Raw genomic sequence first — 23,853 nt, 5'->3', positions numbered from 1 at the left:
GACGACACGACACGAAGCAACACGACAACAGATCGACACAACCGAAAACCAACAGAACACCGCTCGAAGACAACTGGACCACGCGGGAAGAGACAAGCGGCCGTCCGGGAGCGCACGCCGACCGTGCTCCCGGCCGCACCCACCGGTTCCGGCGGTACGAACGGCTAGGCTCGCGCCCAGACACGACGCCGTACCGCCGCAACCGGGAGACACCCACGATGGCCAAGAAGCGCCCCGCAGCCAAGACTGCAAAGCCGCAGCTCGACAACGGCGAAATCCCCGTGGTGGGCGCCCGCGAGCCCTGCCCCTGCGGATCCGGGCGCCGCTACAAGGCATGCCACGGCGCAGCCGCCGCGCACGCCGTCACCGAACACGTACGGCGCCCCTTCGAGGGCCTGCCGGGCGAGTGCGACTGGGTCGCGCTGCGCGAACTCGTGCCCGCGGCCACCGTGCCGCTGACACTCAAGGGCGGGCTGCCCGAGGGCGTTCCCTCCGTGACGCTGGTGACCGTACTGCCCATGGCCTGGCCGGCCCTGCGCCGCGAGGACGGTTCCGTCCTCCTCGGCCTGCAGAACGAATCCTCCAGCGGGGACCTCGGCCGCGACCTGGCCGACACGCTGGAGCGCGCGCTCGCCGCCGAACCGGGTACTCCCGTGCCGGCCCGCCGGGTTCCCGCCGAGGGTCCGCGACTTCAGGATCTCCTGGACGCCGACGGCGGTTTCGAGCCGGTTGTGCACACCGGCTTCGAATTCTGGATTCCGGAATCGGAGAGCGCTCAGAACGCCTCCCCGGAGATCGCCGCCTCGCTGGAGCGCGCCAACGCCGCCGCCATTCCCACCGTCAAGCTGACCGGTGTGGACGCGGCCTACTGGTGCGAGACCCCGGACAAGAACCACCTGCGCTGGGTCATGCCGCACGCCGAGGAGAAGCTGCTCGACGCCCTCGCGCGGCTGCACGCGGCCGGCACCTCCTCGCTCGGCGAGGGCACGAAGCTCGTCGGGTCCTTCCGCGCGCACGGCCTGATGGTCCCCGTCTGGGACCTGCCCACCGGTGTCACGGCGGACGACGTGGAGAAGCCCGCGGCGGAGTTCGCGGAGCGGCTGGCCGGGGCCCTGGCCACGGACGCACCGCTGACCACGGAGGAGCGCCGCGCGCGCGGCGGGCTCACCAACCGTCAGGTGACCCTCAGCTGACGCTCCGCCCGCCCCCGCGCCCCGCGCGGACCCGGTGACAGGAGTCACAACTCCCGCTAATCGTCTGCAAATCGGTGTCTGAATATCGGAGATCGAATTTGCGAACAGGCGATCTCTTGTTACCGTTCTTGTAGCCCGGTCGCTGGTGCATCCCCCGTCGCCAGCGACCGGGCCCTTGTTTTTCAGGCGGTGCTCAACCGTCACCCGGTGCCGGTGAGTTGCTCCCGGACCGCAGCAACAGCTTCCCTTCGTCATCCGGAAGTGCAAATTCCGCAACGGCCGAGTAGCCGTCCGGCGCCCCGGAAGAGGTCTCCCTCGGCGTTTCGCACAGCCCCGGTTCGTCCCCCGCGCCGACCACGCAGCGGATCTGCACGGTGCGCCCCGCCGGACCCATCACCGTCAGCACGGCATCCAGTGCACGACCACTCGTGTTCCGGTAGTAACTACGGCCCCACGTCTGCCCCTCGCCCACCAGGACGCAGGTCTGCGCCTCCACCCCGTGCGGCGAGGACAGTTCGGGACCGCAGCGCGCGTCGGAACGCGGCGCGACGGACGGCCCGGGCTGCTGCCCGGCGGCACCGGGTGCCGCGTCGCGCGGAGCCCCCGCGGAAGACCCGTGAGAACGGGAAGACCCCTTCGAGGAGTCCGAAAGGCCCAGCGTCGAGAACAGGCCGCCGCCTTTTCCGTCGTCCTGACCGGCAAAATCCGGCCCGGCGATCGCTCCCGCGAGTGGGAGGGACAGGATGATCAACACACCGGCGCCGATACCGATCAGGCGGAGATTCATTCGCCGAAGATAGCGATGCGGGAATGGGGCCCGGAGATGCCCGCGCCCAATTCCCGTGGAAACCCGCCCCGCCGACACCCGTACGAGTGATCAGTACGCAAGTCTGCTGCCGCCGCCGGGTGCACCGCTGCTCGCCTCGACCAGCGCGTCCACGACCGCCTCGACTTCGGGCAGATGCAGATCGCCACCCGCGCCCGGCTCCCGCTCCCAGCGCACCGGTCCACCGCTGGACGCGGCCGAGGGCGGCAGCAGCAAGTACCCGCCCTCGCCGTGGAAGCGAAGCGAGGAGGGCACGTGGTCCTTGGCGTAGAGCAGTTCGCCCAGCCGCTCCAGCGAATACGGCGCCACCAACACCGACCAACGCGTCTGCGTGGCCACGACCGGCCCCAGCCGCAGCCCTTGCGCGTCCAGCCGTACGAGCGCACGCGCCGCCGCGCCGGCCGGCAGGCTCACCGCGCACGGGGCCGTCCCGCCCGTGGCCAGGAGCACGGGAGCGGCGGGCCGCCGCGTCCACCACCAGGCCACCATCCGGGGGTCGGTGGTGGCGGCGAGCAGCCCCGGGTCGAAGGGATGCGCACCGGGAACGACGCAGTCGGGGTCGGGACAGGCACAGCGCGAACCGTCCGCGGCGGACCGGCCGACGCCGGGCAGGACGGGCCACTGCCGGACGGTGGCGCAGTGGAGCGCCGCGTCGAGGAGGGCCGGCGGGGCGGCGGTCCGTCCGGGGTCGGGTCGCAGGGATCGAAAGCGGTCGCGGAGCCGCTGGAGACGCCTTCCGAGGATCTCGCGCATGAGCGCTCGTTCCTTTCCGTTGAACGCCGAGGGCCACATCACACCACGTAACGGGTGTCTCACCACACGTACACGTTTCGCGTCACTGTCCACCAGAAGCAGGTTCACACGGCTCGTGCAGTCGTCTTACGGGTCCATCAAACGTCCGGCGAGCTTGGAGCTCGACCCGCGCCGGCAGCGAGACCGGCTGCCGCCGCTAAGGACGGCGACCTGCGCCGAGCGGTTCCAACTGGCCCCGGGCGCTACCGGTTACGTACCCGGACCCCTCGCCGGGCCCGTCCAGTCGATCGTAAAAACCGTCCGGTTCCAGCTTTTTCCAGCCAAGTTCTAGCCTTGGCCGGACAGCGAGTTGCCGTCCCACGGACACCAGGATTCCCACCTGGGCAATGCTGGACATGGATCCGTGTGTGCGTGTAGATGTGGATTCCTTGATGGCGACGCAGCACGATCTGGGGGTTTGCGATGCTATATGGCGAATCGCACCAGGTGGAAAGGCGGACGCCGTGAACGCTCCGCATCTGCCGAAAGTGGCTGGAATCGATCCAGCAGTTACCGCGTCACCGCACACTGCTGCGCCGACACCCGCGCGGACCACCCCCGCCCAGGCAGCGCCGCCCGCCGCGGCCGCCCCGGGCAGCCTCATCCAGGACCGGCTCGCGGGCATGGTCTCGGACCTCACCACGCTCCACGAACTCACCGAGCGCATCGCCCGCACCAGCGGTCTCGACGCCTCGCTCCACGAGTTCCTGAGGGCCGGAGCCTCCCTCGTCGGAGCCCGCCGCGGGCTGGTCGTCCTGGAGCCCTCCGACGGACTCGGCCCCACCACCACGATCGGCCTCGGCCTGGGCCACGCCGACCTCGGCCACATCGAGACAGTGCCGCGCAGCGCGACCTCGTACGGGCGGATCCTCGACGGACTGCCCGACGCCCACGGCGGCTCCGAGGTGCTCCCCGAACCGGACGCGCCCGCCGGCACCGGGGGCTTCGCCACCCCCCTCGACCCCCGCCACCGCGAGGTCGCCGCCCGCCTCGGTTACGCCGCCAGCTACGCGCTGCCGCTGACCGCCGAGGCGACCGGCCTGCTCGGAGCGGCCGTCTGGCTCTACGACGAGCAGGCCGAGCCGAACGACCGCCAGCGCGACCTCGTCGGGCTCTACGTGCGGCACGCCGCCGAGCACCTGGCCAGGATGCTGGACGTCGAGCGCTCCCGCTCCCGCCTGGCCACCGTCGCCGAGGAACTGCTGCCCAGCCGGCTGCCCCGGATCCCCGGCGTCCAGCTCGCGGCCCGCCACCACACGGGACCGTTCGGCGGAGGCGACTGGTACGACGCCCTGCCGCTGCCGGAAGGCGCCCTCGGACTGGCCGTCGGCTCCGTCACCGGCTCCGGACCGAGCGCCATCGCCGCCATGGGACGGCTGCGCGCCTCCCTGCGCGCGTACGCCGTCATGGAGGGCGAGGACCCGGTCGCGGTCCTGTCCGACCTGGAGCTGCTGCTGCGCCTGACCGAGCCCGCACGCTCGGCGACCGCGCTCTTCGCGTACTGCGAGCCTGCGGGCGGACCCGGCGGGGGGCAGCCGAGCAAGATCATCCTGGCCGGCGCCGGGCACACCCCGCCGCTCCTCATCGGCGAGCGCCGCACCGAGTACGTCGAGACCTCCCTCTCCGCACCGCTCGGCATGCTCTCCTGCTGGGAGGCGCCGAGCGTGGAGATCGAGCCCGCCGCCGGAGAAACGGTGCTGCTGTACACGGACGGACTGCTGCGCCGTACCGGTGACCCGATGGACCGCGCCTACGCCCGGCTGCATGCCGCGGCCGCCGGGGTCCCCCGGATCGCCCGGGAGGATCCGGGAGCGATCTGCGACCACATCCTGCGGACCCTGCTGCCCGGAACGGAGCTGGAGGACGCACCCGAGGACGTCGTACTGCTCGCCGCTCGCTTCGAATGATCCGGAGCGCTCCGTGACGGGCGCCCCCGCCGACTGACCCGAATGTCGCTATTTGCGAGCATTGGGTATTTGCTGCCATTTGTGCGATATGGCACAGAGTCTCCGGGGGCCTTCCGCTCACACATACGATGGATGGGGTCCACACCCAGGTCCGTGTCTGTCGTAGCTGAGGAGAAGACGTGGCTGACGAGCTCACCCCGGAGACCCCGGAAGAAGAGCAGCCCAAGAAGACGCACAAGCAGCGCAAGAACGGTCTGTACCCGGGCGTCAGCGACGAACTCGCGGAAAGCATGCGCACCGGCTGGGCCGACACCGAGCTGCACGGGCTGGAGCCCATCGCCCAAGCCGCGCACACCGCCGCCCGCCGCGCCGCGCTGTCCGCCCGCTTCCCCGGCGAGCGCCTCGTCGTCCCCGCCGGCCGTCTGAAGACCCGCTCGAACGACACGGAGTACCCCTTCCGTGCCTCGACCGAGTACGCCTACCTCACCGGCGACCAGACCGAGAACGGCGTCCTCGTCCTGGAGCCCTCGGGAGAGACCGGGCACACCGCCACGATCTACCTGCTCCCCCGCTCCAACCGCGAGAACGGCGAGTTCTGGCTCTCCGGCCAGGGCGAGCTGTGGGTCGGCCGCCGCCACTCGCTCGCCGAGGCCGAGCAGCTCCTGGGCATCCCGGCCAAGGACGTGCGCGAGCTCGCCGAGGCCCTGACCGAGGCCGAGGGCCCGGTCCGCAACGTACGCGGCCACGACGCCGTCATCGAGTCCGCCCTCACCGACAAGGTGACCAAGGAGCGCGACGAGGAACTGCGCGTCTACCTCTCCGAGGCCCGCGCCGTGAAGGACGAGTTCGAGATCGGCGAGCTGCAGAAGGCCGTCGACTCCACCGTCCGCGGCTTCGAGGACGTCGTGAAGGTCCTCGACAAGGCGGAGGCCACCTCCGAGCGCTACATCGAGGGCACCTTCTTCCTGCGCGCCCGCGTCGAGGGCAACGACGTCGGCTACGGCTCCATCTGCGCCGCCGGCCCGCACGCCTGCACCCTGCACTGGGTCCGCAACGACGGCGACGTCCGCTCCGGCGACCTGCTGCTGCTCGACGCCGGCGTGGAGACCCACTCCCTCTACACCGCCGACGTCACGCGCACGCTGCCGATCAACGGCACGTACACCGACATCCAGCGCAAGATCTACGACGCGGTCTACGAGTCCCAGGAAGCCGGCATCGCCGCCGTCAAGCCGGGCGCGAAGTTCCGCGACTTCCATGACGCCTCCCAGCACGTGCTGGCCGAGAAGCTCGTCGAGTGGGGCCTGCTGGAGGGCCCGGTCGAGCGCGTCCTGGAGCTCGGCCTGCAGCGCCGCTGGACCCTCCACGGCACCGGCCACATGCTCGGCATGGACGTCCACGACTGCGCCGCCGCACGCACCGAGGCGTACGTCGACGGCACGCTGGAGCCGGGCGTGTGCCTGACCGTCGAGCCCGGCCTGTACTTCCAGGCCGACGACCTGACCGTGCCCGAGGAGTACCGCGGCATCGGCGTCCGGATCGAGGACGACATCCTCGTCACCGAGGAAGGCAACCGGAACCTGTCGGCCGGGCTCCCCCGCACCTCGGTCGAGGTCGAGGCCTGGATGGCACGCCTCAAGGGCTGACGCCCCCCTTCCGCACGTCCTGGTGGGCGGGATCCCGTACGGGGTCCCGCCCACCGGCACGTCACGCACCGAGCCGAGCCCGGGACCGGCCTCTCCGAAACGGCCTAGGAGACCTTGAGCAGCGAGTCGTCGCGCCACTTCAGCATCTTGTCGAAGCTGACCACCGCACCCCGGCCCGGCCGGTTGCGAAAACGGACGTGGTCGGCCAGCTCCGCGATCAGGTGCAAACCCCGGCCGCTCTCGGCCAGGGAGGGTCTGCGACGGGCCACCGTCGCGGCGGGAAAACCCGGCCCCGAATCGCTCACCTCGATGCGACAGCGGTCCCCATCCAGATAGGCCGTGACGTGGTACGCCTCGGCCTCGTGCGGAAGATCGCCGTGCCCTCCGTGCTCCACCGCGTTCGCACACGCCTCGCCCAGGGCCACGGAGAGGTCGAAGGAGATGTCCGGGTCCACCCCCGCGGTCTCCATCGTCCCGAGCAGCAGTCGCCTGGCGAGCGGCACGCTCGCGGCTTCGCGCCTCAAGTGGAGAGACCACCAGATGCTCATACGGTTACGTATTGCCGCCCGCGAGCGGTCGTAAGCGCTCCGCAGGCACCCGGACACGCAATGCCCCCGTTCGGCCGATGGCGACTCTCCCGAGCAGCGGTGTATGCGGGCACCCGGCCCCCTCCGCGGACCGGCCTCGAGCCATCCCCAGAGCGGACTCAAGGGACCTTCCGGACCTGCCGTATGAACCGCCCAAGCCCAGTGCGATGATGGCCCGGCCATGACTGCCCCCCACACGACACACTCCGGAGCCGGCCTCCGGATGATCCGGGCCGCGGTGTTCACCGCGGTCTGTGTCGTGCTGTCCGGGGCCGGGCACGCCCTGGCGTCCTGCGCCACCGTGCCCTGGTGGTCGCTGTGCGTCGGCTTCGTCGCCGTCCTCGCGGTCGCGGCCCCGCTCGCGGGACGCCGCCGCACACTGCCCGGCATCACCGCCGCGCTCGCCACCGGACAACTGGCCCTGCACACGCTGTTCGGCCTCGGCCAGCACAGCGCCGCCGCCGAGCAGGCACCGGTCGGCGCCGCCACCGGCGACGCCTCGCTCGCCGCGCTCGCCGCCCGCCTGGTGTGCGGGGGCAACTCCGTACCGCTCAGCCCGGCCGACGCCCGGCAAGTCCTGGAGAGCGCCGGCCTGGACCCGGCGGCACTGGCCGTACAGGCCGGGGACCTCGCCGCACAGGGCCACGTCGGGCACGCGCACCTGGCCCATGCCGCCACCGGCGGACCCGCCACCGCGCTGCTCACCCCGGGCATGCTCGTCGGCCACCTGCTGGCGGCGCTCGCCGCCGGCTGGCTGCTCGGCCGCGGCGATGCCGCGCTCTCCCGGCTCCTCGAACTGTCCCGGCTCTCCGCCGAAGGCGGCCCGGTACGACCGCTGCGCGTCGCGCTGGCCCTCGTACGGGCCCTCGGGACCGGGCTCGCTGTCGCGCCGTCCCCGGCCCGGCAGGCCCCGCGGACCGGGACCGACCCCACCGCCGCCACCGGCCGTGAGGCACTCCAGCACACGGTGATCAGGCGCGGGCCGCCCACGGCGCTCGCCCTCGCAGCCTGACGCGGCACCCGCCTTCCCCCGACACCCGACGGGAACACCGGTGCCGCGAACTCCGCGTGCACCCGTGCGCGGAGCCGACGTCACCACTGCTTCCGTGGAGTGTTTCTGCCATGAAGACCTCTCGCGTCTCCTTCGCCGCCGCCCTCGCCGCCGGTACCGTCCTCGTCCTGTCCGGTACCGCCTTCGCCCACGTCGGCGTACAGCCCATCGGAGAGGCCGCCAAGGGTGGCTACGCGACCCTCAACTTCAAGGTCCCCAACGAGCGCGACAACGCCTCCACCACCCAGCTGGAGGTCAACTTCCCGATCGACCAGCCGCTGACCTCCGTCATGCCGCAGGACATCCCCGGCTGGACGTCCACCGTCGAGAAGACCAAGCTCGACAAGCCGCTCACCGTCCACGGCAAGCAGATCAACGAGGTCGTCACCAAGGTGACCTGGACCGGCGGCAAGATCGAGGCCGGCAAGTTCCAGCAGTTCCCGGTTTCCGTCGGCAAGCTGCCCGAGAACGCCGACCAGATGGTCTTCAAGTCCATCCAGACCTACGACAACGGCGAGGTCGTCCGCTGGATCGAGGAGGCCAAGGAAGGCGCCGCGGAACCGCAGAACCCGGCGCCCGTCCTGAAGCTGACCGCCGCCAAGGGCGCGGACGACCACCACGACGACAAGAACGCCAAGGACGCGAAGACGGACAAGGACGCCCACGGCCACGACGAGGCGGGCTCCGAGCACGGCGCCGACAACACGGCGCGCGCCCTCGGCATCGCCGGCATCCTCGTCGGGCTCGGCGGTGTCGCCTTCGGCGTCGCCTCGCGCCGCCGCTCCTCCTGACCCGTCCGAACCATCCCCGATCACAGGGACACCTCTTCCATGCGCACCACACGTGTGACGGTCGCCGCCCTCCTCGCGGCGGCCTCACTCACCCTGACGGCCTGCGGCAGCGAGCCCACCAAGCCCGGCGGGGTCACCCAGATCTCCGGCGGCCAGAGCAGCGCGAAGGCCGCGACCGTTCTCGACCGACCCTTCACCAAGCCGGAACTCGTCCTCACGGACACCACCGGCAAGCCGTGGAACCTGCGCGAGCAGACCAAGGGCCGACCCACGCTGATCTACTTCGGCTACACCAACTGCCCCGACGTGTGCCCCCTGACGATGAGCAACATCGCCGTCGCCAAGAAGGCACTCCCCAAGGCCGACCAGGACAAGCTCCAGGTCGTGTTCGTCACCACCGACCCCGACCGGGACACTCCCGAATCCCTCGGCGCGTGGCTCAAGTCCCAGGACCCGGCGTTCGTCGGACTCACCGGGGACTTCGCCACCATCCAGGCCGCCGCGCGCACGCTCGGCATCGGTATCGAGGCAGCCAAGAAGGAGGCCGACGGCAGCGTCGTCTCCATGCACGGCGCCCAGGTCATCGCGTTCTCGCCCAAGACCGACGAGGGCTACGTCCTCTACGGCGAGGGCGCCACCGTCGACGACTACACCAAGGACCTGCCGAAGATCATCAAGGGAGAGAACCCGTGAACGCCCGCACCACCCGCACCCTCGCCGCCGCCCTCTCCCTGACGGCAGCGCTCGCCATATCAGGCTGCTCCTCCGACTCAGGCGGCTCCGCCGACTCCGCCGACGGCAAGCCGAAGATGACGGTCAGCGGCGGGTACATGCCCGAGCCCGTCAACGACAAGATGGCCGGCGCGTTCATGGTCATCAAGAACGACTCCAAGACCGCCGACAAGCTGACCGGCGTCACCTCCCCGCTCTCCGACGATCTCCAGATCCACGAGACGAAGGACCAGAAGATGCAGCAGGTCCACTCGATGGACGTGCCTGCCAACGGCGAACTCGCTCTGGCGCGCGGCGGCAACCACGTCATGTTCATGGGCCTCAAGAACACCCCGAAGGTCGGCGACAAGGTCACGGTCGAGCTGCACTTCGAGAAGGCCGACCCGGTCAAGGTCGAGCTGGACGTGAAGGAACGGACGTACAACGCCCAGAACAGCAACGGTCACTGACGGACCCGCACCGAGGGACTGACACGCCATGACGACCACCGCCCCCGCCCCCTCCGCGGCCCGCGTCCGCGCCACGGCTCTCCTGCCGCGGCTCACGCTGGTCCTCGCAGCCCTGCTGGCAACCCTGTTCACCGCGGCCGCCCCGGCCACGGCACACGCAGCACTCACCGCGAGCGACCCCAAGGACGGGGCGGTGGTCGCCACGGCCCCCGCCCAGGTCACGCTCTCCTTCTCCGAGCAGGTCGCCATGGGCGGCGACTCCATCCGCATCCTGGACCCCCAGGGCAAGCGCGTGGACACCGGCGAACTGCGCGACCTGTGCAGCGGAAACACCGTCCGCTACGGCACCGCCCTGCGCAGCGGCCTGCCCAACGGGACGTACACCGTCGCCTGGCAGGCCGTCTCCGCCGACAGCCACCCCATCTCCGGTGCGTTCACCTTCTCCATCGGCGCCCCCTCCGCGACCACCGTCAAGCCGGCCGCCCAGCAAGCGGGCGGAGGCCCGGTGGGCATCGCCTACGGGATCGCCCGTTACGCCGCCTACGCCGGCTTCACCGTCCTCGTCGGTGCGGCCGCCTTCATCCTGTTGTGCTGGCGCCGGGGTGCGGCGCAGCGGCCGCTCCAGAAGCTCGTCGTCCGGGCCTGGGTCACCCTGACCGCCGCCACCCTCGTGATGCTCGTGCTCCGCACCCCCTACACCGGGTCCGGGAAGTTCGCCGACGCCTTCGACCTCGACGGGTTGCGGGCCGTCCTGGCGACCAAAACCGGCGCCTCCCTCGTCTCCCGGCTGCTCCTGCTGGGCGCGGCCGCCCTCTTCATCGCGGTCCTCCTCGGCGTCTACGCCCGCCGCCAGAAGGAATCCGAAAACACCGCGGAGGACTCGACGGAAGAATCGGAGGGGACCCGGGACACCGACGACCTCACCTTCGGCCTGGCCATCGGCGGCACGGTCGTCTCCGCCGGCATCGCCGCCACCTGGGCCCTGTCAGAGCACGCTTCGACCGGCATCCAGCCCGGCCTCGCCATGCCCGTCGACATCGTTCACCTGCTGGCCGCGGCCACCTGGCTGGGCGGTCTCGCCGCCCTGCTCATCGCCCTCCACAAGGTCCCCGGGATCGAGCGGGCCGCCGTCCAGCGCTTCTCCAAGGTCGCCTTCGTCAGCGTCCTGGCCCTGGCCGTCACCGGCGTCTACCAGTCATGGCGCCAGATCGGCAGCTGGTCCGCACTGACCGGAACGGACTACGGCCGGCTGCTGCTCCTGAAGGTCGGCCTGGTCGCCGTCCTCGTCGCCCTCGCCTACGTGTCCCGCAAGTGGACCGGCCGGCTCGCCGACGTTTCACGTGAAACGGCCACCGCCGTCGCAGCGACCACCGATGTTTCACGTGAAACCGAGGCCGTCACCGTCCCGGCCGACCCCAAGCGGGCCGCCCAGCTCGCCCGCCAGCGAGCCGCCCGCGAGAACGCCCGCGAGAAGCTGGTCCGCAACGCGGACACGGACCGCGTGGGCCTGCGTCGTTCCGTCCTCGCAGAGGCCGCCGTCGCCGTGATCCTGCTCGCCGTCACCACGGTCCTCACCAGCACCGAGCCCGGGCGCACCGTAGAACGGGAGGCAGCCCGCGGTTCCGCCGCCCCCGCCGTCCCCGACCGGGCGGTCAAGATCACCCTGCCGTTCGACACCGGCGGTCCGAACGGCAAGGGATCCGTCCGGCTGGAGCTCGACCCGGGCCGGGTCGGTGCCAACACCCTGCACCTGTGGGCCGACTCCGAGGACGGCAAGCCCCTCGACCTCCCCGAGGTCAAGATCGCCTTCACCCTCCCCGCCAAGGACATCGGCCCCCTGCCGCTCGTCCCCGACCACGCCACTCCGGGACACTGGACCGCGTCCGGAGTCCAACTGCCGCTCGCCGGCGAATGGCGCATCGACGTGACCGTCCGCACCTCCGACATCGACCAGACGACCGTCCAGAAGAACGTGAAGATCGGCTGAACAGCGTGACCGAGAGCAACTCCGACATCGAGATCTCCCGGCGCCGGCTGCTGGGCACCGTCGGTGCCGCAGGCGCCGCGGGGCTGGCGCTGGGCGCAGCGGGCGGCGCCCTCGCGCACTCCGCGCTCACCGACTCCGCTCCCGGCTCCCCCGCGGGCGCATCCGGGAGCCTGTCCTCCCTGGGTGCCACCCAGGTCGCCTTCGACGGGGACCACCAGGCCGGCATCACCACCCCCCTCCAGGCCAAGGGCCACGTCCTCGCCTTCGACCTCGCCGCGGGCGCCGGCCGTACCGAGGCGGCGGCGCTGCTGCGGCGCTGGTCCGAGACGGCCCGGCGGCTGATGGCGGGCGAGACCGCCCCGAACTCCGACAGCGGCATCGCCCTCGACGCCGGCCCGTCGTCCCTCACCGTCACCTTCGGCTTCGGCCACTCCTTCTTCGACCGGACCGGTCTCACGGCCCGGCGCCCCACGGCCCTCGACCCGCTCCCGGACTTCTCCTCCGACCGGCTCGACCCCCAGCGCAGCAACGGCGACCTGTGGATCCAGATCGGCTCGAACGACGGACTCGTCGCCTTCCACGCCCTGCGCGCCCTGCAGAAGGACGCGGGGGACGCCGCCAAAGTCCGCTGGCAGATGAACGGCTTCAACCGGTCTCCCGGTGCCACCGGCACCCCGATGACCGCCCGCAACCTGATGGGCCAGATCGACGGCACGGGCAACCCGAAGCCCGCGCAGCCCGACTTCGACAAGCGGATCTTCGTTCCCGCCGCGGGCCCCGGACCGGCGGAACACGCGTGGATGGCGGGAGGCTCGTACGCCGTCGTCCGGCGCATCCGCATGCTCCTGGACGACTGGGACAAGCAGTCGCTCGCACAGCAGGAGCAGGTCATCGGCCGCACCAAGGCCACCGGTGCCCCGCTGACGGGCGGCACCGAGACCACCCCGCTGGACCTGAACAAGTTCGGGGCCGACGGCAAACCCGTCATCCCGTCCAACGCCCATGCGCGGATCTCCGCCCCCGCGCAGAACGGCGGGGCCGCCATGCTGCGGCGCCCCTTCTCCTTCCACGACGGGATCGCCGCCGACGGCACCCCCGACGCGGGGCTCCTCTTCATCTGCTGGCAGGCCGATCCGCTGCGCGGATTCGTACCCGTCCAGCGCAAGCTCGACCGCGGCGACGCGCTGTCGGAGTTCATCCGGCACGAGTCCAGCGGCCTGTACGCCGCGCCCCCCGGCCCGCGCTCCGGGGAGTACGTGGGACAGCGGCTGCTCGAAGGGTGAACGGCACCACGGGGGCGGGCACCGCGGCATTAGGCTGACCGCATGTCGGCCACCCGCTTCACGTATCTCGGTCCCGAGGGCACCTTCACCGAAGCCGCCCTGCGTACGCTCCCGGAAGCCGCCACCCGGGAGCTCGTCCCGATGGTGTCCGTTCCGGCGGCCCTGGACGCCGTGCGCAACGGCGAGGCCGCCGCCGCCCTCGTCCCGATCGAGAACTCGGTCGAGGGCGGGGTCACCGCCACCCTTGACGAGCTCGCCTCCGGCGAACCCCTGATGATCTACCGCGAAGTGCTGCTGCCCATCGCCTTCGCGCTGCTCGTGCGGCCCGGTACGGCGCTGTCAGACGTCAAGACCGTCACGGGGCACCCGGTGGCCCAGCCGCAGGTGCGCAACTGGCTGCGGGCGAACCTGCCGGACGCGGTGTGGGAATCGGCGGCCTCCAACGCCGACGGCGCCCGGCTCGTCCAGGAGGGCCGTTTCGACGCGGCCTTCGCCGGCGAGTTCGCGGCCGCCACCTACGGGCTCGTACCGCTCGTCACCGAGATCCACGACGCGGAGAACGCCGAGACCCGGTTCGTGCTCGTCGGACGCCCGGCCCGGCCGGCCGCCCCGACGGGCGCCGACAAGACCTCCGTCGTGCTGTGGATGGGCGACGACCGTCCCGGTGCGCTGCTGGAGCTCCTCCAGGAGTTCGCCGTGCGCGGGGTCAATCTGATGCTGATCCAGTCCCGCCCGACCGGTGCCGGCATCGGCAACTACTGCTTCGCCGTCGACGCCGAGGGACACATCTCCGACCGGAGGGTCGGGGAGGCGCTCATGGGGCTCAAGAGGACCTGTCCCCAGGTCCGCTTCCTCGGTTCCTACCCACGGGCGGGTGTCGCTCTGGGTGACGTCGGCGCGCCCAGGCCGGGGACCTCCGACGGTGACTTCACGGACGCCTCCGACTGGCTGACTCGCTGCCTCGACGGCCGCGCGTAGCCCGCCGTCCACTGTCCACAGAGTTATCCACAGGTCGAGGCGTGAACCTGGGGACAAGTCGACAGAGCGGCACGACAAGGTCGACATATCGGTCGCAGGGCTCAGGTTTCGCGCTGGAGAGCGGAAGGTGAACGGCGTCACCCCCGTATCACCGATCAACTCTTTGGGGCGAGTCATTCCCACCCGAATGAGTGTGTGAGGGCGGTTTGAACCCTGATTCACCTTGGTCGCCCACCGATCGGGAATGATCTATTCCCGTGTCCACAGACGCAGCGCACAGCCTGTGGATAAGATCGGCCGGCTGTGAATTCCTGTGGACAAGGAAGGGCTCCGGCCCTGCTCAGGGGTCGACCGCCAGGTCGACCCCTGTCCCTTTTCGGGGAATGGGCCGCTTTTATCGACCGCCGGGGAACGATCACTTCCGGCCGCCCGCCAAGACTTATCCTTTCGCCGCAATTAGGACATAGCGACACGCAGCGTGATATCGGTGTGATCCCAGGAACCCCAGCCCGGTAGCCTGGAGGGGTGATTGACCTCCGGCTGCTCCGTGAAGACCCTGACCGTGTCCGCGCCTCGCAGCGCGCCCGTGGGGAGGACGTCGAACTCGTCGACGCACTGCTCTCCGCCGACGAGCGCCGCAGGTCGTCGGGCATGCGCTTCGACGAACTGCGCAATGAGCAGAAGTCGCTGGGCAAGCTCATCCCCAAGGCCTCCCCCGAGGAGCGTGCCGAGCTGCTCAAGAAGGCCGAGCAGCTCAAGCAGGACGTCAAGGCGGCCGAGGCCGAGCAGAACGAGGCCGACGAGGTCGCGAAGCAGTTGCTCCTCAAGCTCGGCAACATCGTCCACGAGGACGTCCCCGTCGGCGGCGAAGAGGACTTCGTCGTCCGGGAGACGCACGGCACCATCCGCGACTTCGCCGCCGAGGGCTTCGAGCCCAAGGACCACCTGGAGCTCGGCGAGTCGCTGGGCGCCATCGACGTCGAGCGCGGCGCGAAGGTGTCGGGCTCGCGCTTCTACTACCTGACCGGTGTGGGCGCCCTGCTGGAGCTCGCCCTGGTCAACGCGGCGATCGCGCAGGCCACCGCCGCGGGCTTCATCCCGATGCTGACCCCGGCGCTGGTCCGCCCGCGCGCCATGGAGGGCACCGGTTTCCTCGGTCAGGCCGCGGAGAACGTGTACCACCTGGAGAAGGACGACTACTACCTGGTCGGCACCTCCGAGGTCCCGCTCGCCGCGTACCACATGGACGAGATCATCGACGCGGACAAGCTTCCGCTGCGGTACGCCGGCTTCTCGCCGTGCTTCCGCCGTGAGGCCGGTACGTACGGCAAGGACACCCGCGGCATCTTCCGCGTCCACCAGTTCGACAAGGTCGAGATGTTCTCGTACGTCGCGCCGGAGGACGCCGAGGCCGAGCACCAGCGGCTCCTGGAGTGGGAGAAGCAGTGGCTGACCAGCCTGGAGCTGCCCTTCCAGGTGATCGACGTGGCCACCGGTGACCTGGGCGCCTCCGCCTCCCGCAAGTTCGACTGCGAGGCGTGGATCCCGACGCAGGGCAAGTACCGCGAGCTGACCTCCGCCTCGAACTGCGACGGGTTCCAGGCCCGCCGACTGTCGATCCGCTACCGGGACGGCAAGAAGACCCAGCCGCTGGCCACGCTGAACGGCACGCTGTGCGCCGTACCGCGCACGATCGTCGCGATCCTGGAGAACCACCAGCAGGCGGACGGTTCCGTGCGGGTGCCCGAGGTGCTGCGTCCGTACCTCGGCGGCCGCGAGGTCCTGGAGCCGATCAACAAGTGAGCCCGGTCCCGTTCCCGTACAAACTCGTCGCGACCGATCTCGACGGCACGCTGCTGCGTGGCGACGACACCGTCTCGGAGCGCACCCGTGAAGCGCTCGCCGCGGCCACCGCGGCGGGCGCGGCGCACATCATCGTCACCGGCCGGGCCGTGCCCTGGACCCGGAACGTGCTGGACGACCTCGGCTACAAGGGGATCGCCGTGTGCGGGCAGGGCGCGCAGGTCTACGACGCCGGTGCGCACCGGCTGCTGACCTCGGTCACGCTGGACCGGCAGCTGGCCGGGCTGGCGCTGTCGAAGATCGAGGCGGAGATCGGTCCGCTGGCCCTGGCCGCCAGCCGAGACGGGGTCGACGGCGAGGTCCTCTTCGGGCCTGGCTACCAGGTGCAGGAGGGCCTCCCGGCCCTCTACCTGGAGGACACCGCCGCCATGTGGACGGCCCCGCTGAACAAGCTGTACATCCAACACCCCGGGCTGGGCGACGACGCGCTCGTCCAGGTGGCCCGGCAGACCGTGGGCAGCCTGGTCGACATCGTGATGGCCGGTCCGGGCATCGTGGAGATCCTGCCGCTGGGGCTGACCAAGGCCACCGGGCTGTCGCTCGCCGCCCGCCGGCTGAAAGTGAAGGCGGCGGACACCATCGCCTTCGGCGACATGCCCAACGACATCCCGATGTTCGGCTGGGCCGCGCACGGGGTGGCCATGGCCAACGCCCACGCGGAACTCAAGGCGGTCGCCGACGAGGTGACGACCTCCAACGAGGAGGACGGCATCGCGGTGGTGCTGGAGCGCCTGCTGGGCGCCGCGTAACCGGTACGGACGTACGAGAGGTCCGGGACAGCCCGCGCCGTGAGGCGCGCTCGAAGTGGCTGTCCCGGACCTTTTGTTGCTCCCCGCACGACCAACTGTGCCCCTGTCGGAAGCCCCTTACCAGCGAATTTCGGCGCATCAGCCGAGGAGCCGGCGGCGGCGCCAGTAGGCGGCGGTGACGACCCCGAGCAGCGGGCCCCAGAGCACCAACGGCGCGTAGCAGAGGGTCATGAGCCACCAGTCGGCGCCGGTGGGGGCGTTCGCATCGGCCATGTTGGAGCCCCAGGTGAACAGGCCGAGCACGCCGAGCGTGGTCACGGCGGTCGCTCCGAGGGCCGCGGGGACGACCGCGGCGAGGGGCGGGATCCGGCGGTTGCCGAGCCACGGGACCCAGCCGGGCAGCACCTCGCCCCAGCGCTGGACGAGGCCGAGGGTGAGCAGGCCGAGACATTCGGCGAAGATGCTGAGACCGACCAGGTAGAAGGACCACACGCCGGGGAACAGTTCGGCCTCCAGGCCGCTCCCCGGTCCCCAGCCGACGTCGATGCCGACCGCGATGGCGATCCTCCACAGTCCGCTGGGCAGGAGGGTGAGGGCGGCCGCGTGGGCGGCCCAGCCGACCGGGCGGCTCACGCCGGGAACGGTGGATGTGGCGCGGACGCGCTCGGTGGGTGCGGCGGGTGTGGTGGAGAGCGTGGTCATCGTCCAAGTCCCTTTCGGAAGGCCGTCGGTGATGACTCAAGCCTGGTCGGGCCGGCCCGTCGGAACCATCTGCCGATCGGCATGACGTGGGAGCGGGCGGCCGCCGCGGGATCTGCCGATCGGCGGATTCCGAAGGGGTGGGTCGGCTCGTAGGGTCGGAGCGTGACCTTGCGACCGAGAGCGTTCTGCGCCCCCGCGCTGGCCGTGGCGAGCCTGCTGTCCCTGGCCGGTTCGGCCGTGGGGCTGCCGAACACCTGGACGCTGGCGTGGATGGCCGTCCTGCTGCCGCTGCTGGCCCTGGTGGCCCGGTGGTCCCCGGTACGGTCCGGGAGCCTCGCGGGCGCCCTGGGCGTGGCGGCCGTGGCGTTGTGGCCGGTCCCGATGGTGTGGGCGGACGGTTCGTGGCTGGAGGTGTGCGGGGCCGCGGCCTTCTGGGCGGTGCCCGCCTTCGGTGCGGTCGGCCTCGGCTGCCATCTGCGCCACCAGTGGAGACTGATGCGGCGGGCCGTACGGGACGCGCGCCGCGACCAGCAGGTCGAACTGGCGCGCGATCTGCACGACTTCGTGGCCCACGACGTGAGCGCGATCGTCGTGCAGGCCCAGGCCGCCCGGTTCGTGGCCGCGCAGGATCCCGGTCACGCGGTCCGGGCGCTCGAACGCATCGAGGCGGCGGGGCTGAGCGCGCTGGAGTCACTGGACCGGACCGTGCACGCGCTCCGGGAGGCCTCGGGCGGTCCGACCGACCCGGTGCCGGGGCTCGCCGAACTCCCGTCGGTCGTGGAGCGGTTCGAGGGCGGGACACTGGAGGCCGACCCGGAGGCGCTACGGGAGCTCTCACGGGAGGCGGACACCACCGCGTACCGGGTGGCCGTGGAGGCCCTGACGAACGTACGCCGGCACGCGGCCGGGGCCGTCGCGGTGCGGGTGGCCGTGAGCCGGGCGGAGGGCGGCGTGGAACTCAGCGTGGCCAACTCCGCGACCCCTCGCGGCGGGGGCGGGCTGCTGACCGGCCGGAGGCGGGGCGGGACCGGGCTGGCCGGGCTGCGCGGGCGGGTGGAAGCGGTCGGCGGGACCCTGTCGGCCGGTCCGGACCCGGACGGCGGGTGGCGGGTTTGTGCGGTCTTCCCGACACAGGGGCACCCTCTCGGGTGATCATGGCGGCGTGACCACACGCATCCTGATAGCCGACGATCAAGAGGACATCCGCAGCGGTTTCCGGCTGATCCTGGACTCACAGCCGGACATGACCGTGGTGGGCGAGGCGGGGGACGGGGAGAGCGCGGTGGCGCTGGCCCGTGAGCTGCGGCCGGACGTGGTGCTGGCGGACATCCGGATGCCGCGCCTGGACGGGCTGGAGGTGACGCGGCTGCTCGCCCCGCAGACCCGGGTGGTGGTGGTGACCACCTTCGACCTGGACGAGTACGTGCAGACCGCGCTGCGCAACGGTGCCTGCGGCTTCCTGCTGAAGCGGTCGGGCCCGGCGCTGCTGATCGAGGGCGTACGGGCGGCGATGGCCGGGGACACGCTGATCAGTCCGCAGATCACGGTGCGGCTGCTGAGCCGGCTGACCCAGGCGGGTCCGGTCGCCCGACCCGCGGCCCATCCGCTGACGGGGCGGGAGTTGGAGATCGTACGACTGGTGGCGCGGGGGCTGACGAACGCGGAGATCGGGGCGGAGCTGTTCATCAGCGCGGGGACGGCGAAGACCCACATCGCGAACGTCCAGTCGAAGCTCGGGGCGCGCAACCGGGTGGGGATCGCCGCTTGGGCGTGGGAGCACGGGCTGGTCACCGCGGACACGGAGGGCGAGTAGCCGCTCGCCGCGGACACATAGGCCGACTGATCGCTCGCCGCGGACACAGAGGGCGACCGGTCGTGTTTCACGTGAAACGTGACCCGGTTTCACGTGAAACGTGACCCGGTTTCACGTGAAACGACATGGCGGGTGAGGGGCCAGGCAAGCAGCCCGACAGCAAGCGAGATGGCGTGGCCGAGGTCGGTGAAGTTGCCGCCGGTGACGAGGGGGATCCCGAAGAAGGCGACCGCTCCGGCGAGGTAGAACCATCGCCAGGGGCTGGGGATCCGGTACGTGAGGACTCCGACGGAGGCCGCGAGTCCGTAGCTGACGCCGATGTCGACGACGTGGGTCATGCTGCGCGGAGCCTCGTGGGCCTGGATGGCCGTCAACAGGACCTTCTGGCTGATCAGGGTGGCGACGACATGGGCGGTCGCGACGATCGCGAGCCAGCGCAGGGTGCCGAGCCAGCGTTCGACGGGGGCGTGGAAGACCTCGAAGAGCACGGCGTACAGGGCGAGTGAGGCCGGGTCCTCGATCCAGAACGCGCTGCTGAGGAGCGCCCGAATCGGGTACTTGACGAGCTGGTGGATGTTGCTGCTGTTGCGGTGGAGCAGGACGTGCTCGACCCGGTCGGGGGCGATCGCCACGACGATGCTGGTGACGGCGATGATGAGCAGCCATATGTGCGTTCCGGGGGAGGAACGTATCCAGGACCTCAGTGGCCTGGACGGCTCCGGGTCGCTCTGCTCCATCATGACCCGATCATGGCCCCAAAACCTGTGCCCCGCCTGGCCGAATGGGCCGGGCGGGGCACAGCGGACGAAGCGTTTTCGCGGGTCTACTCCTCGCCCGCCAGGGTGAGGCGGCGCAGCTTCTGGCCGGCGTAGACGGTGGCGCCCACGGTGACCGCGGCGAGCAGGATCGCGGCGGTGGGCAGGGCGACGGTGGCGTCCACGTAGCCGGGTCCGGCGACCTTCTCCGCGAGGGCGAGGGCCCACTGCTGGACGCTGAGGGTCTTGGCACCGGAGACCAGGCTACCGAAGAGGGACTCCCAGATCAGGGCGTAGACCAGGCCGAAGACGACCGCGTGCCGGCTGACGGTGCCCAGCAGCAGGAACAGCGCGCTGTAGGCGATCGAGGCGACGAGGGCGGCGATGGTGTAGGCGACGGCGATCTGCTGGCCGTTGCCGTTGAGGATGAATCCGGCGATCAGGGTGGGGATCGCGGAGAAGGCCATGGTGACGGCGATGGCCACGGTCAGCTTGGTCATGATGATCGTCGGGCGCTTCACCGGCTTGGCGAGCAGGTAGACGATCGAGCCGTCGTCGATCTCGGGTCCGATGGCACCGGTACCGGCGATGACGCCGATCAACGGAACCATGGTGGCGAGGGCGAAGCTTCCGAGGAGGTCGGCCGCGACCTTGTCGTCCACTCCGGCGAAGGCGCGCACGGCGATCGCGATGACGATCAGCAGGGCGGGCAGCGCGAAGAGGATCATTGCGCGGCGTCGGCCGAGCAGGGCCCGGTAGGTGAGCCGGGCGACGGTGGGGTCGTACATGGGTGCCAGCTCCTTTCAGGCCGCGACGAGGTAGGAGAAGACCGACTCGAGGGACTCGTCGGAGGGCGAGACCGTCATGAGGCGGATGCCGTGTTCCCGGGCCACCCGGGGCAGCAGTTCGGTGAACCGGCCGAAGTCGACGGCCTGGATGCGCAGCGCGCCTTCCTTCACGTCGACCTCGATGCCGGCGGTGGAGGGGTCGGCGATCAGGGCCGCGGCGAGGGCCCGGTCGTCGGAGGAGCGGACCAGGTAGCGGTGCGGGCGGTCCGTCATGAGGCGGCGGATCTTGCGGAAGTCGCCGGAGGCCGCGTGCCGACCGGCGACGACAACCTCGATGTGCGAGGCGAGTTGCTCGACCTCCTCCAGGATGTGGGAGGAGAACAGGACGGTGCGTCCCTCGTCGCCCATGCGCCGCAGGAGGTCCATCAGCTGCATGCGCTGGCGCGGGTCCATGCCGTTGAACGGCTCGTCCAGGAGCAGCACGGACGGGTCGTGGACGAGCGCGGAGGCCATCTTGACGCGCTGGCGCATGCCCTTGGAGTACGTGGAGATCTTGCGGTCCTGGGCGTACTCCATCTCGACGGTGGCGAGTGCCCGCTGGGCGGCCGCGTCGTCGAGGCCGTGCAGTTCGGCGTTGGCGACGACGAACTCACGGCCGGTGAGGAAGTCGTACATGGCCTCGCGCTCGGGTACGACGCCCACGTGCTTGTAGACCTGCTCGTTCTGCCAGATCGGTGCGCCGTCGAGGGTGACGGTGCCCGTGGAGGGGGCGAGGAAGCCGCCCATCATGTTGATGAGCGTGGACTTGCCGGCGCCGTTGGGGCCGAGCAGTCCGGTGACGCCCGGGCCGATGCGCATGGTCACGTCGTTGACGGCGACGACGTTCCCGAACCAGCGTGAGGTGTGGTCGATGTCGATGACTGTCACAGCCCGGCCTTCCGGTAGCGGGCCATCAGAGCGGCGTAGGAGCCGGCGATGAGGGCGAGGATGACGAGCAGGTAGGCGACACCGGCACCGGCCGAGGGACCCTCACCGCCGGGGAAGGCGGAGTCGGCACCGAGGAAGGCGGTCTGGAAGCCGTCGATGAGGGTGATCGGGGAGAACAGGCCCATCCACTCGATGGCTCCGGTGTTCCCGGTGGAGTAGGCGACGCCCTGCACCGCGGTGACCGCACCGTAGGGAATGAGCAGCAGGGCGATGACGGCGGCGACGCCGAAACCGCGGCGCGGGGTGAGCGCGGCCATGACGAGGCCGAGGCCTGCGAAGAGCAGCGACAGCAGCAGAACCGACACCAGTCCCTGCCCGAATCCCTTGGTCTGTTCGGCGAAGTCGAACTTCGCCAGGAGCGAGCCGATCCACATGATCAGCAGTGGGGTGGCCGTGAGGACGAACAGGGCCGAGGCCATGGCGGCGAACTTGGCCACGACGTAGTCGACGCGTTCGATGGGCCGTGAGAAGTAGAGCGGCACCGTCTTGAAGCGCAGGTCCCGCGAGACGGACTGCGGGGCCTGTGAGGCGAGGTAGAGGTAGACGATCACCTGCGTGGTCACGGCGTACGTCGTGTACTTGATCGGCAGGCTGGTGGAGCCGGGCAGGTTGATCGCGACCGCGACGAGGATCAGCGCGGGAACGCACATCACCGCGAAGAGGATCATCGGGAGGACCTTGGACTTGGCGGAGCGGCCCAGTCCGTAGGCGCCGCGCAGGGACTGCGAGTACAGCGACTTGCGGGCGTAGCCGCGGCCGAGCCGGGGCCCGTCATAGGACCGGTAGCCGATGTTGTGGATCTGGGTCGAGGTGTCAGGCGCCATCGGAACCGGCTCCCTTCTGCTGGAGGAGGTGCGCGGGCTGGTCGTTGTCGCGGAAGACTTCCGCGATGTGGTGGCGGCGCTGCTCCATGCGGACCAGGCCGAGGCCGAGGTCGGCGACGGTGTCGCGGACGGTGTCGTACGCCCGCTCGTCGGTGGCCTCGACGAGGAGGATGTGGCCGGCGCCGGGCAGGCCCTGCTCCTCGCCCGCGTGGAGGGTGAGGCCGGCCGCCCCGAGTGCCTTGCGCAGGGCGGCGGTGCCGTCCGGGTGGGCGTCGGTGTCGGTGACCTCGACCGCGAGGGTCGTGGTGGTCTGGGTGAAGTCGCTGGTGGAGCTGGAGCGCAGCAGCTTGCCGCCGTCGACGACCACGACGTGGTCGCAGGTCCGCTCCAGCTCGCCGAGGAGGTGGGAGGTGACCAGGACGGAGATGCCGAAGTCGGTGTAGACGCGCCGGATCAAGCCGAGCATCTCGTCGCGGCCGACCGGGTCCAGGCCGTTGGTCGGCTCGTCGAGGAGGACCAGCTGGGGGTCGTGGACCAGCGCCTGGGCGAGCTTGACGCGCTGCTTCATGCCGGTGGAGTAGCCGCCGATGGGGCGGTAGCGCTCCTCGTACAGCCCGACGTGGCGCAGGGTGTCGGCCGTGCGCTCGCGGGCGGCGGTCGGTGGCAGCCCGGACATGCGGGCCATGTGGACGACGAACTCGGTGGCCGACACGTCGGCCGGCAGGCAGTCGTGCTCGGGCATGTAGCCGACGCGTTCACGGATGGCGCTGCCATGCGTATTGACGTCGAGGCCGAGCACGGCGGCGCTGCCCTCGGTGGCGGGGGACAGTCCCAGCAGGATCTTGATCAGCGTGGACTTGCCGGCTCCGTTGGCGCCCACGAGGCCGGTCACGCCGGGCCCGATGTCCAGGGAGAGCCGGTCGAGGGCGGTCACTCGGGGGTACCGCTTGCTCAGGCTTTCGGTCGCGATGACAGTCACGGGTTCGACGTTAGTGGCGTGGGCCTCGTGAATCGTCAGACCTTGAGCTGTATCCGGTCTCCGCCTTCCGGCGTATGCACCCGTACTGGAGGCTGATGTGACCCGGACAAGTTTGTCCACAGGTCCGTGCACGGGCCTTGACGTGATCTCCAGCCATTGTCACATTCATCA

The 23,853-nt window shown here is 70.7% G+C and carries 23 protein-coding genes; 14 read left to right on the top strand and 9 right to left on the bottom strand.

Going from position 1 to position 23,853, the window contains the following annotated elements; translation table 11 throughout:
• Positions 1-218 precede the first annotated feature (218 nt).
• Positions 219-1,193: a DUF5926 family protein gene (locus ACFYYJ_RS02615; RefSeq protein ID WP_385125680.1), complete on the top strand. Its 975-nt coding sequence runs from the start codon at positions 219-221 to the stop codon at positions 1,191-1,193.
• Positions 1,194-1,386: 193 nt separating this feature from the next.
• Here ACFYYJ_RS02615 and ACFYYJ_RS02610 read toward each other — a convergent pair whose 3' ends face one another.
• Positions 1,387-1,980, bottom strand: coding sequence for a hypothetical protein (locus ACFYYJ_RS02610; protein ID WP_385125683.1), 594 nt, complete (start codon positions 1,978-1,980; stop codon positions 1,387-1,389).
• Positions 1,981-2,070: 90 nt separating this feature from the next.
• Positions 2,071-2,772 carry a bifunctional DNA primase/polymerase gene (locus tag ACFYYJ_RS02605; RefSeq protein ID WP_385357505.1) on the bottom strand — a complete coding sequence of 234 codons (702 nt, stop codon included), beginning with the start codon at positions 2,770-2,772 and terminating at the stop codon, positions 2,071-2,073.
• 386 nt (positions 2,773-3,158) lie between these two features.
• On the opposite strand from ACFYYJ_RS02605, the gene ACFYYJ_RS02600 reads away from it, so the two are divergent.
• The gene (locus ACFYYJ_RS02600) at positions 3,159-4,718 is read left to right on the top strand and encodes a PP2C family protein-serine/threonine phosphatase (protein ID WP_389127861.1); all 1,560 of its coding nucleotides are present in this window, start codon (positions 3,159-3,161) and stop codon (positions 4,716-4,718) included.
• 179 nt (positions 4,719-4,897) lie between these two features.
• Positions 4,898-6,364, top strand: coding sequence for an aminopeptidase P family protein (locus tag ACFYYJ_RS02595; RefSeq protein WP_385125689.1), 1,467 nt, complete (start codon positions 4,898-4,900; stop codon positions 6,362-6,364).
• Positions 6,365-6,468: 104 nt separating this feature from the next.
• Here the strand turns inward: ACFYYJ_RS02595 and ACFYYJ_RS02590 are convergent, their stop codons facing one another.
• A complete protein-coding gene (locus ACFYYJ_RS02590) occupies positions 6,469-6,912 on the bottom strand; it encodes an ATP-binding protein (RefSeq protein ID WP_389127858.1) in 444 nt (147 codons plus the stop codon).
• 220 nt (positions 6,913-7,132) lie between these two features.
• Here ACFYYJ_RS02590 and ACFYYJ_RS02585 point away from each other — a divergent pair, with 220 nt between their 5' ends.
• From ACFYYJ_RS02585 to ACFYYJ_RS02545, 9 genes are all read left to right on the top strand, one after another.
• Complete coding sequence (locus ACFYYJ_RS02585; protein ID WP_389127856.1) at positions 7,133-7,963, top strand: hypothetical protein; 831 nt, start codon at positions 7,133-7,135, stop codon at positions 7,961-7,963.
• Positions 7,964-8,073: 110 nt separating this feature from the next.
• A complete protein-coding gene (locus ACFYYJ_RS02580; protein ID WP_385125695.1) occupies positions 8,074-8,793 on the top strand; it encodes a YcnI family protein in 720 nt (239 codons plus the stop codon).
• Positions 8,794-8,832: 39 nt separating this feature from the next.
• On the top strand, positions 8,833-9,486 hold the full coding sequence (locus ACFYYJ_RS02575; protein WP_385125697.1) for an SCO family protein: 654 nt from the start codon (positions 8,833-8,835) through the stop codon (positions 9,484-9,486).
• On the top strand, positions 9,483-9,974 hold the full coding sequence (locus tag ACFYYJ_RS02570; protein WP_389127854.1) for a copper chaperone PCu(A)C: 492 nt from the start codon (positions 9,483-9,485) through the stop codon (positions 9,972-9,974). Before ACFYYJ_RS02575 ends, ACFYYJ_RS02570 begins: the two co-directional genes overlap by 4 nt.
• Before the next feature lie 28 nt (positions 9,975-10,002).
• Entirely contained in the window at positions 10,003-11,961 is a 1,959-nt protein-coding gene (locus ACFYYJ_RS02565; protein WP_389127852.1) for a copper resistance CopC/CopD family protein, read from the top strand.
• Positions 11,886-13,244 carry an iron uptake transporter deferrochelatase/peroxidase subunit gene (gene efeB / locus ACFYYJ_RS02560; RefSeq protein ID WP_389127850.1) on the top strand — a complete coding sequence of 453 codons (1,359 nt, stop codon included), beginning with the start codon at positions 11,886-11,888 and terminating at the stop codon, positions 13,242-13,244. The genes ACFYYJ_RS02565 and efeB overlap by 76 nt, the downstream gene beginning before the upstream one ends.
• Before the next feature lie 42 nt (positions 13,245-13,286).
• Positions 13,287-14,222 carry a prephenate dehydratase gene (pheA, locus tag ACFYYJ_RS02555; protein WP_384751482.1) on the top strand — a complete coding sequence of 312 codons (936 nt, stop codon included), beginning with the start codon at positions 13,287-13,289 and terminating at the stop codon, positions 14,220-14,222.
• 525 nt (positions 14,223-14,747) lie between these two features.
• Positions 14,748-16,025 (top strand): serine--tRNA ligase, encoded by a 1,278-nt coding sequence (serS, locus tag ACFYYJ_RS02550; protein WP_385125705.1) that lies wholly within the window; start codon positions 14,748-14,750, stop codon positions 16,023-16,025.
• Positions 16,022-16,834, top strand: coding sequence for an HAD family hydrolase (locus tag ACFYYJ_RS02545; RefSeq protein ID WP_385357523.1), 813 nt, complete (start codon positions 16,022-16,024; stop codon positions 16,832-16,834). The genes serS and ACFYYJ_RS02545 overlap by 4 nt, the downstream gene beginning before the upstream one ends.
• Positions 16,835-16,972: 138 nt before the next feature.
• On the opposite strand, the gene ACFYYJ_RS02540 is transcribed toward ACFYYJ_RS02545, so the two are convergent.
• On the bottom strand, positions 16,973-17,536 hold the full coding sequence (locus tag ACFYYJ_RS02540; RefSeq protein ID WP_389127847.1) for a hypothetical protein: 564 nt from the start codon (positions 17,534-17,536) through the stop codon (positions 16,973-16,975).
• A gap of 162 nt (positions 17,537-17,698) precedes the next feature.
• Here ACFYYJ_RS02540 and ACFYYJ_RS02535 point away from each other — a divergent pair, with 162 nt between their 5' ends.
• Together ACFYYJ_RS02535 and ACFYYJ_RS02530 are read left to right on the top strand one after the other, a co-directional pair.
• Positions 17,699-18,688 carry a sensor histidine kinase gene (locus ACFYYJ_RS02535; RefSeq protein ID WP_389127845.1) on the top strand — a complete coding sequence of 330 codons (990 nt, stop codon included), beginning with the start codon at positions 17,699-17,701 and terminating at the stop codon, positions 18,686-18,688.
• Between the two features lie 10 nt (positions 18,689-18,698).
• Positions 18,699-19,349, top strand: coding sequence for a response regulator (locus ACFYYJ_RS02530; RefSeq protein ID WP_385125713.1), 651 nt, complete (start codon positions 18,699-18,701; stop codon positions 19,347-19,349).
• A gap of 89 nt (positions 19,350-19,438) precedes the next feature.
• Here the strand turns inward: ACFYYJ_RS02530 and ACFYYJ_RS02525 are convergent, their stop codons facing one another.
• The 5 genes from ACFYYJ_RS02525 to ACFYYJ_RS02505 form a co-directional block, all read right to left on the bottom strand.
• A complete protein-coding gene (locus ACFYYJ_RS02525) occupies positions 19,439-20,089 on the bottom strand; it encodes a rhomboid-like protein (RefSeq protein WP_385125715.1) in 651 nt (216 codons plus the stop codon).
• 83 nt (positions 20,090-20,172) lie between these two features.
• On the bottom strand, positions 20,173-20,892 hold the full coding sequence (locus tag ACFYYJ_RS02520; RefSeq protein WP_385125717.1) for an ABC transporter permease: 720 nt from the start codon (positions 20,890-20,892) through the stop codon (positions 20,173-20,175).
• 15 nt (positions 20,893-20,907) lie between these two features.
• Positions 20,908-21,819, bottom strand: a complete 912-nt coding sequence (locus ACFYYJ_RS02515; RefSeq protein WP_385125719.1) for an ABC transporter ATP-binding protein — start codon at positions 21,817-21,819, stop codon at positions 20,908-20,910.
• Complete coding sequence (locus ACFYYJ_RS02510; RefSeq protein ID WP_385125721.1) at positions 21,816-22,703, bottom strand: ABC transporter permease; 888 nt, start codon at positions 22,701-22,703, stop codon at positions 21,816-21,818. The genes ACFYYJ_RS02515 and ACFYYJ_RS02510 overlap by 4 nt, the downstream gene beginning before the upstream one ends.
• Positions 22,693-23,682 (bottom strand): ABC transporter ATP-binding protein, encoded by a 990-nt coding sequence (locus ACFYYJ_RS02505; protein ID WP_389127840.1) that lies wholly within the window; start codon positions 23,680-23,682, stop codon positions 22,693-22,695. Before ACFYYJ_RS02505 ends, ACFYYJ_RS02510 begins: the two co-directional genes overlap by 11 nt.
• Positions 23,683-23,853 lie beyond the last annotated feature (171 nt).

The organism is Streptomyces sp. NPDC002467 (genome assembly GCF_042889825.1).
In the GTDB taxonomy this organism is placed as follows: Bacteria; Actinomycetota; Actinomycetes; order Streptomycetales; family Streptomycetaceae; genus Streptomyces.
The sequence above is the reverse complement of the archived record's forward strand: the minus strand, read 5'-3'. Positions and strand labels throughout refer to the sequence as shown.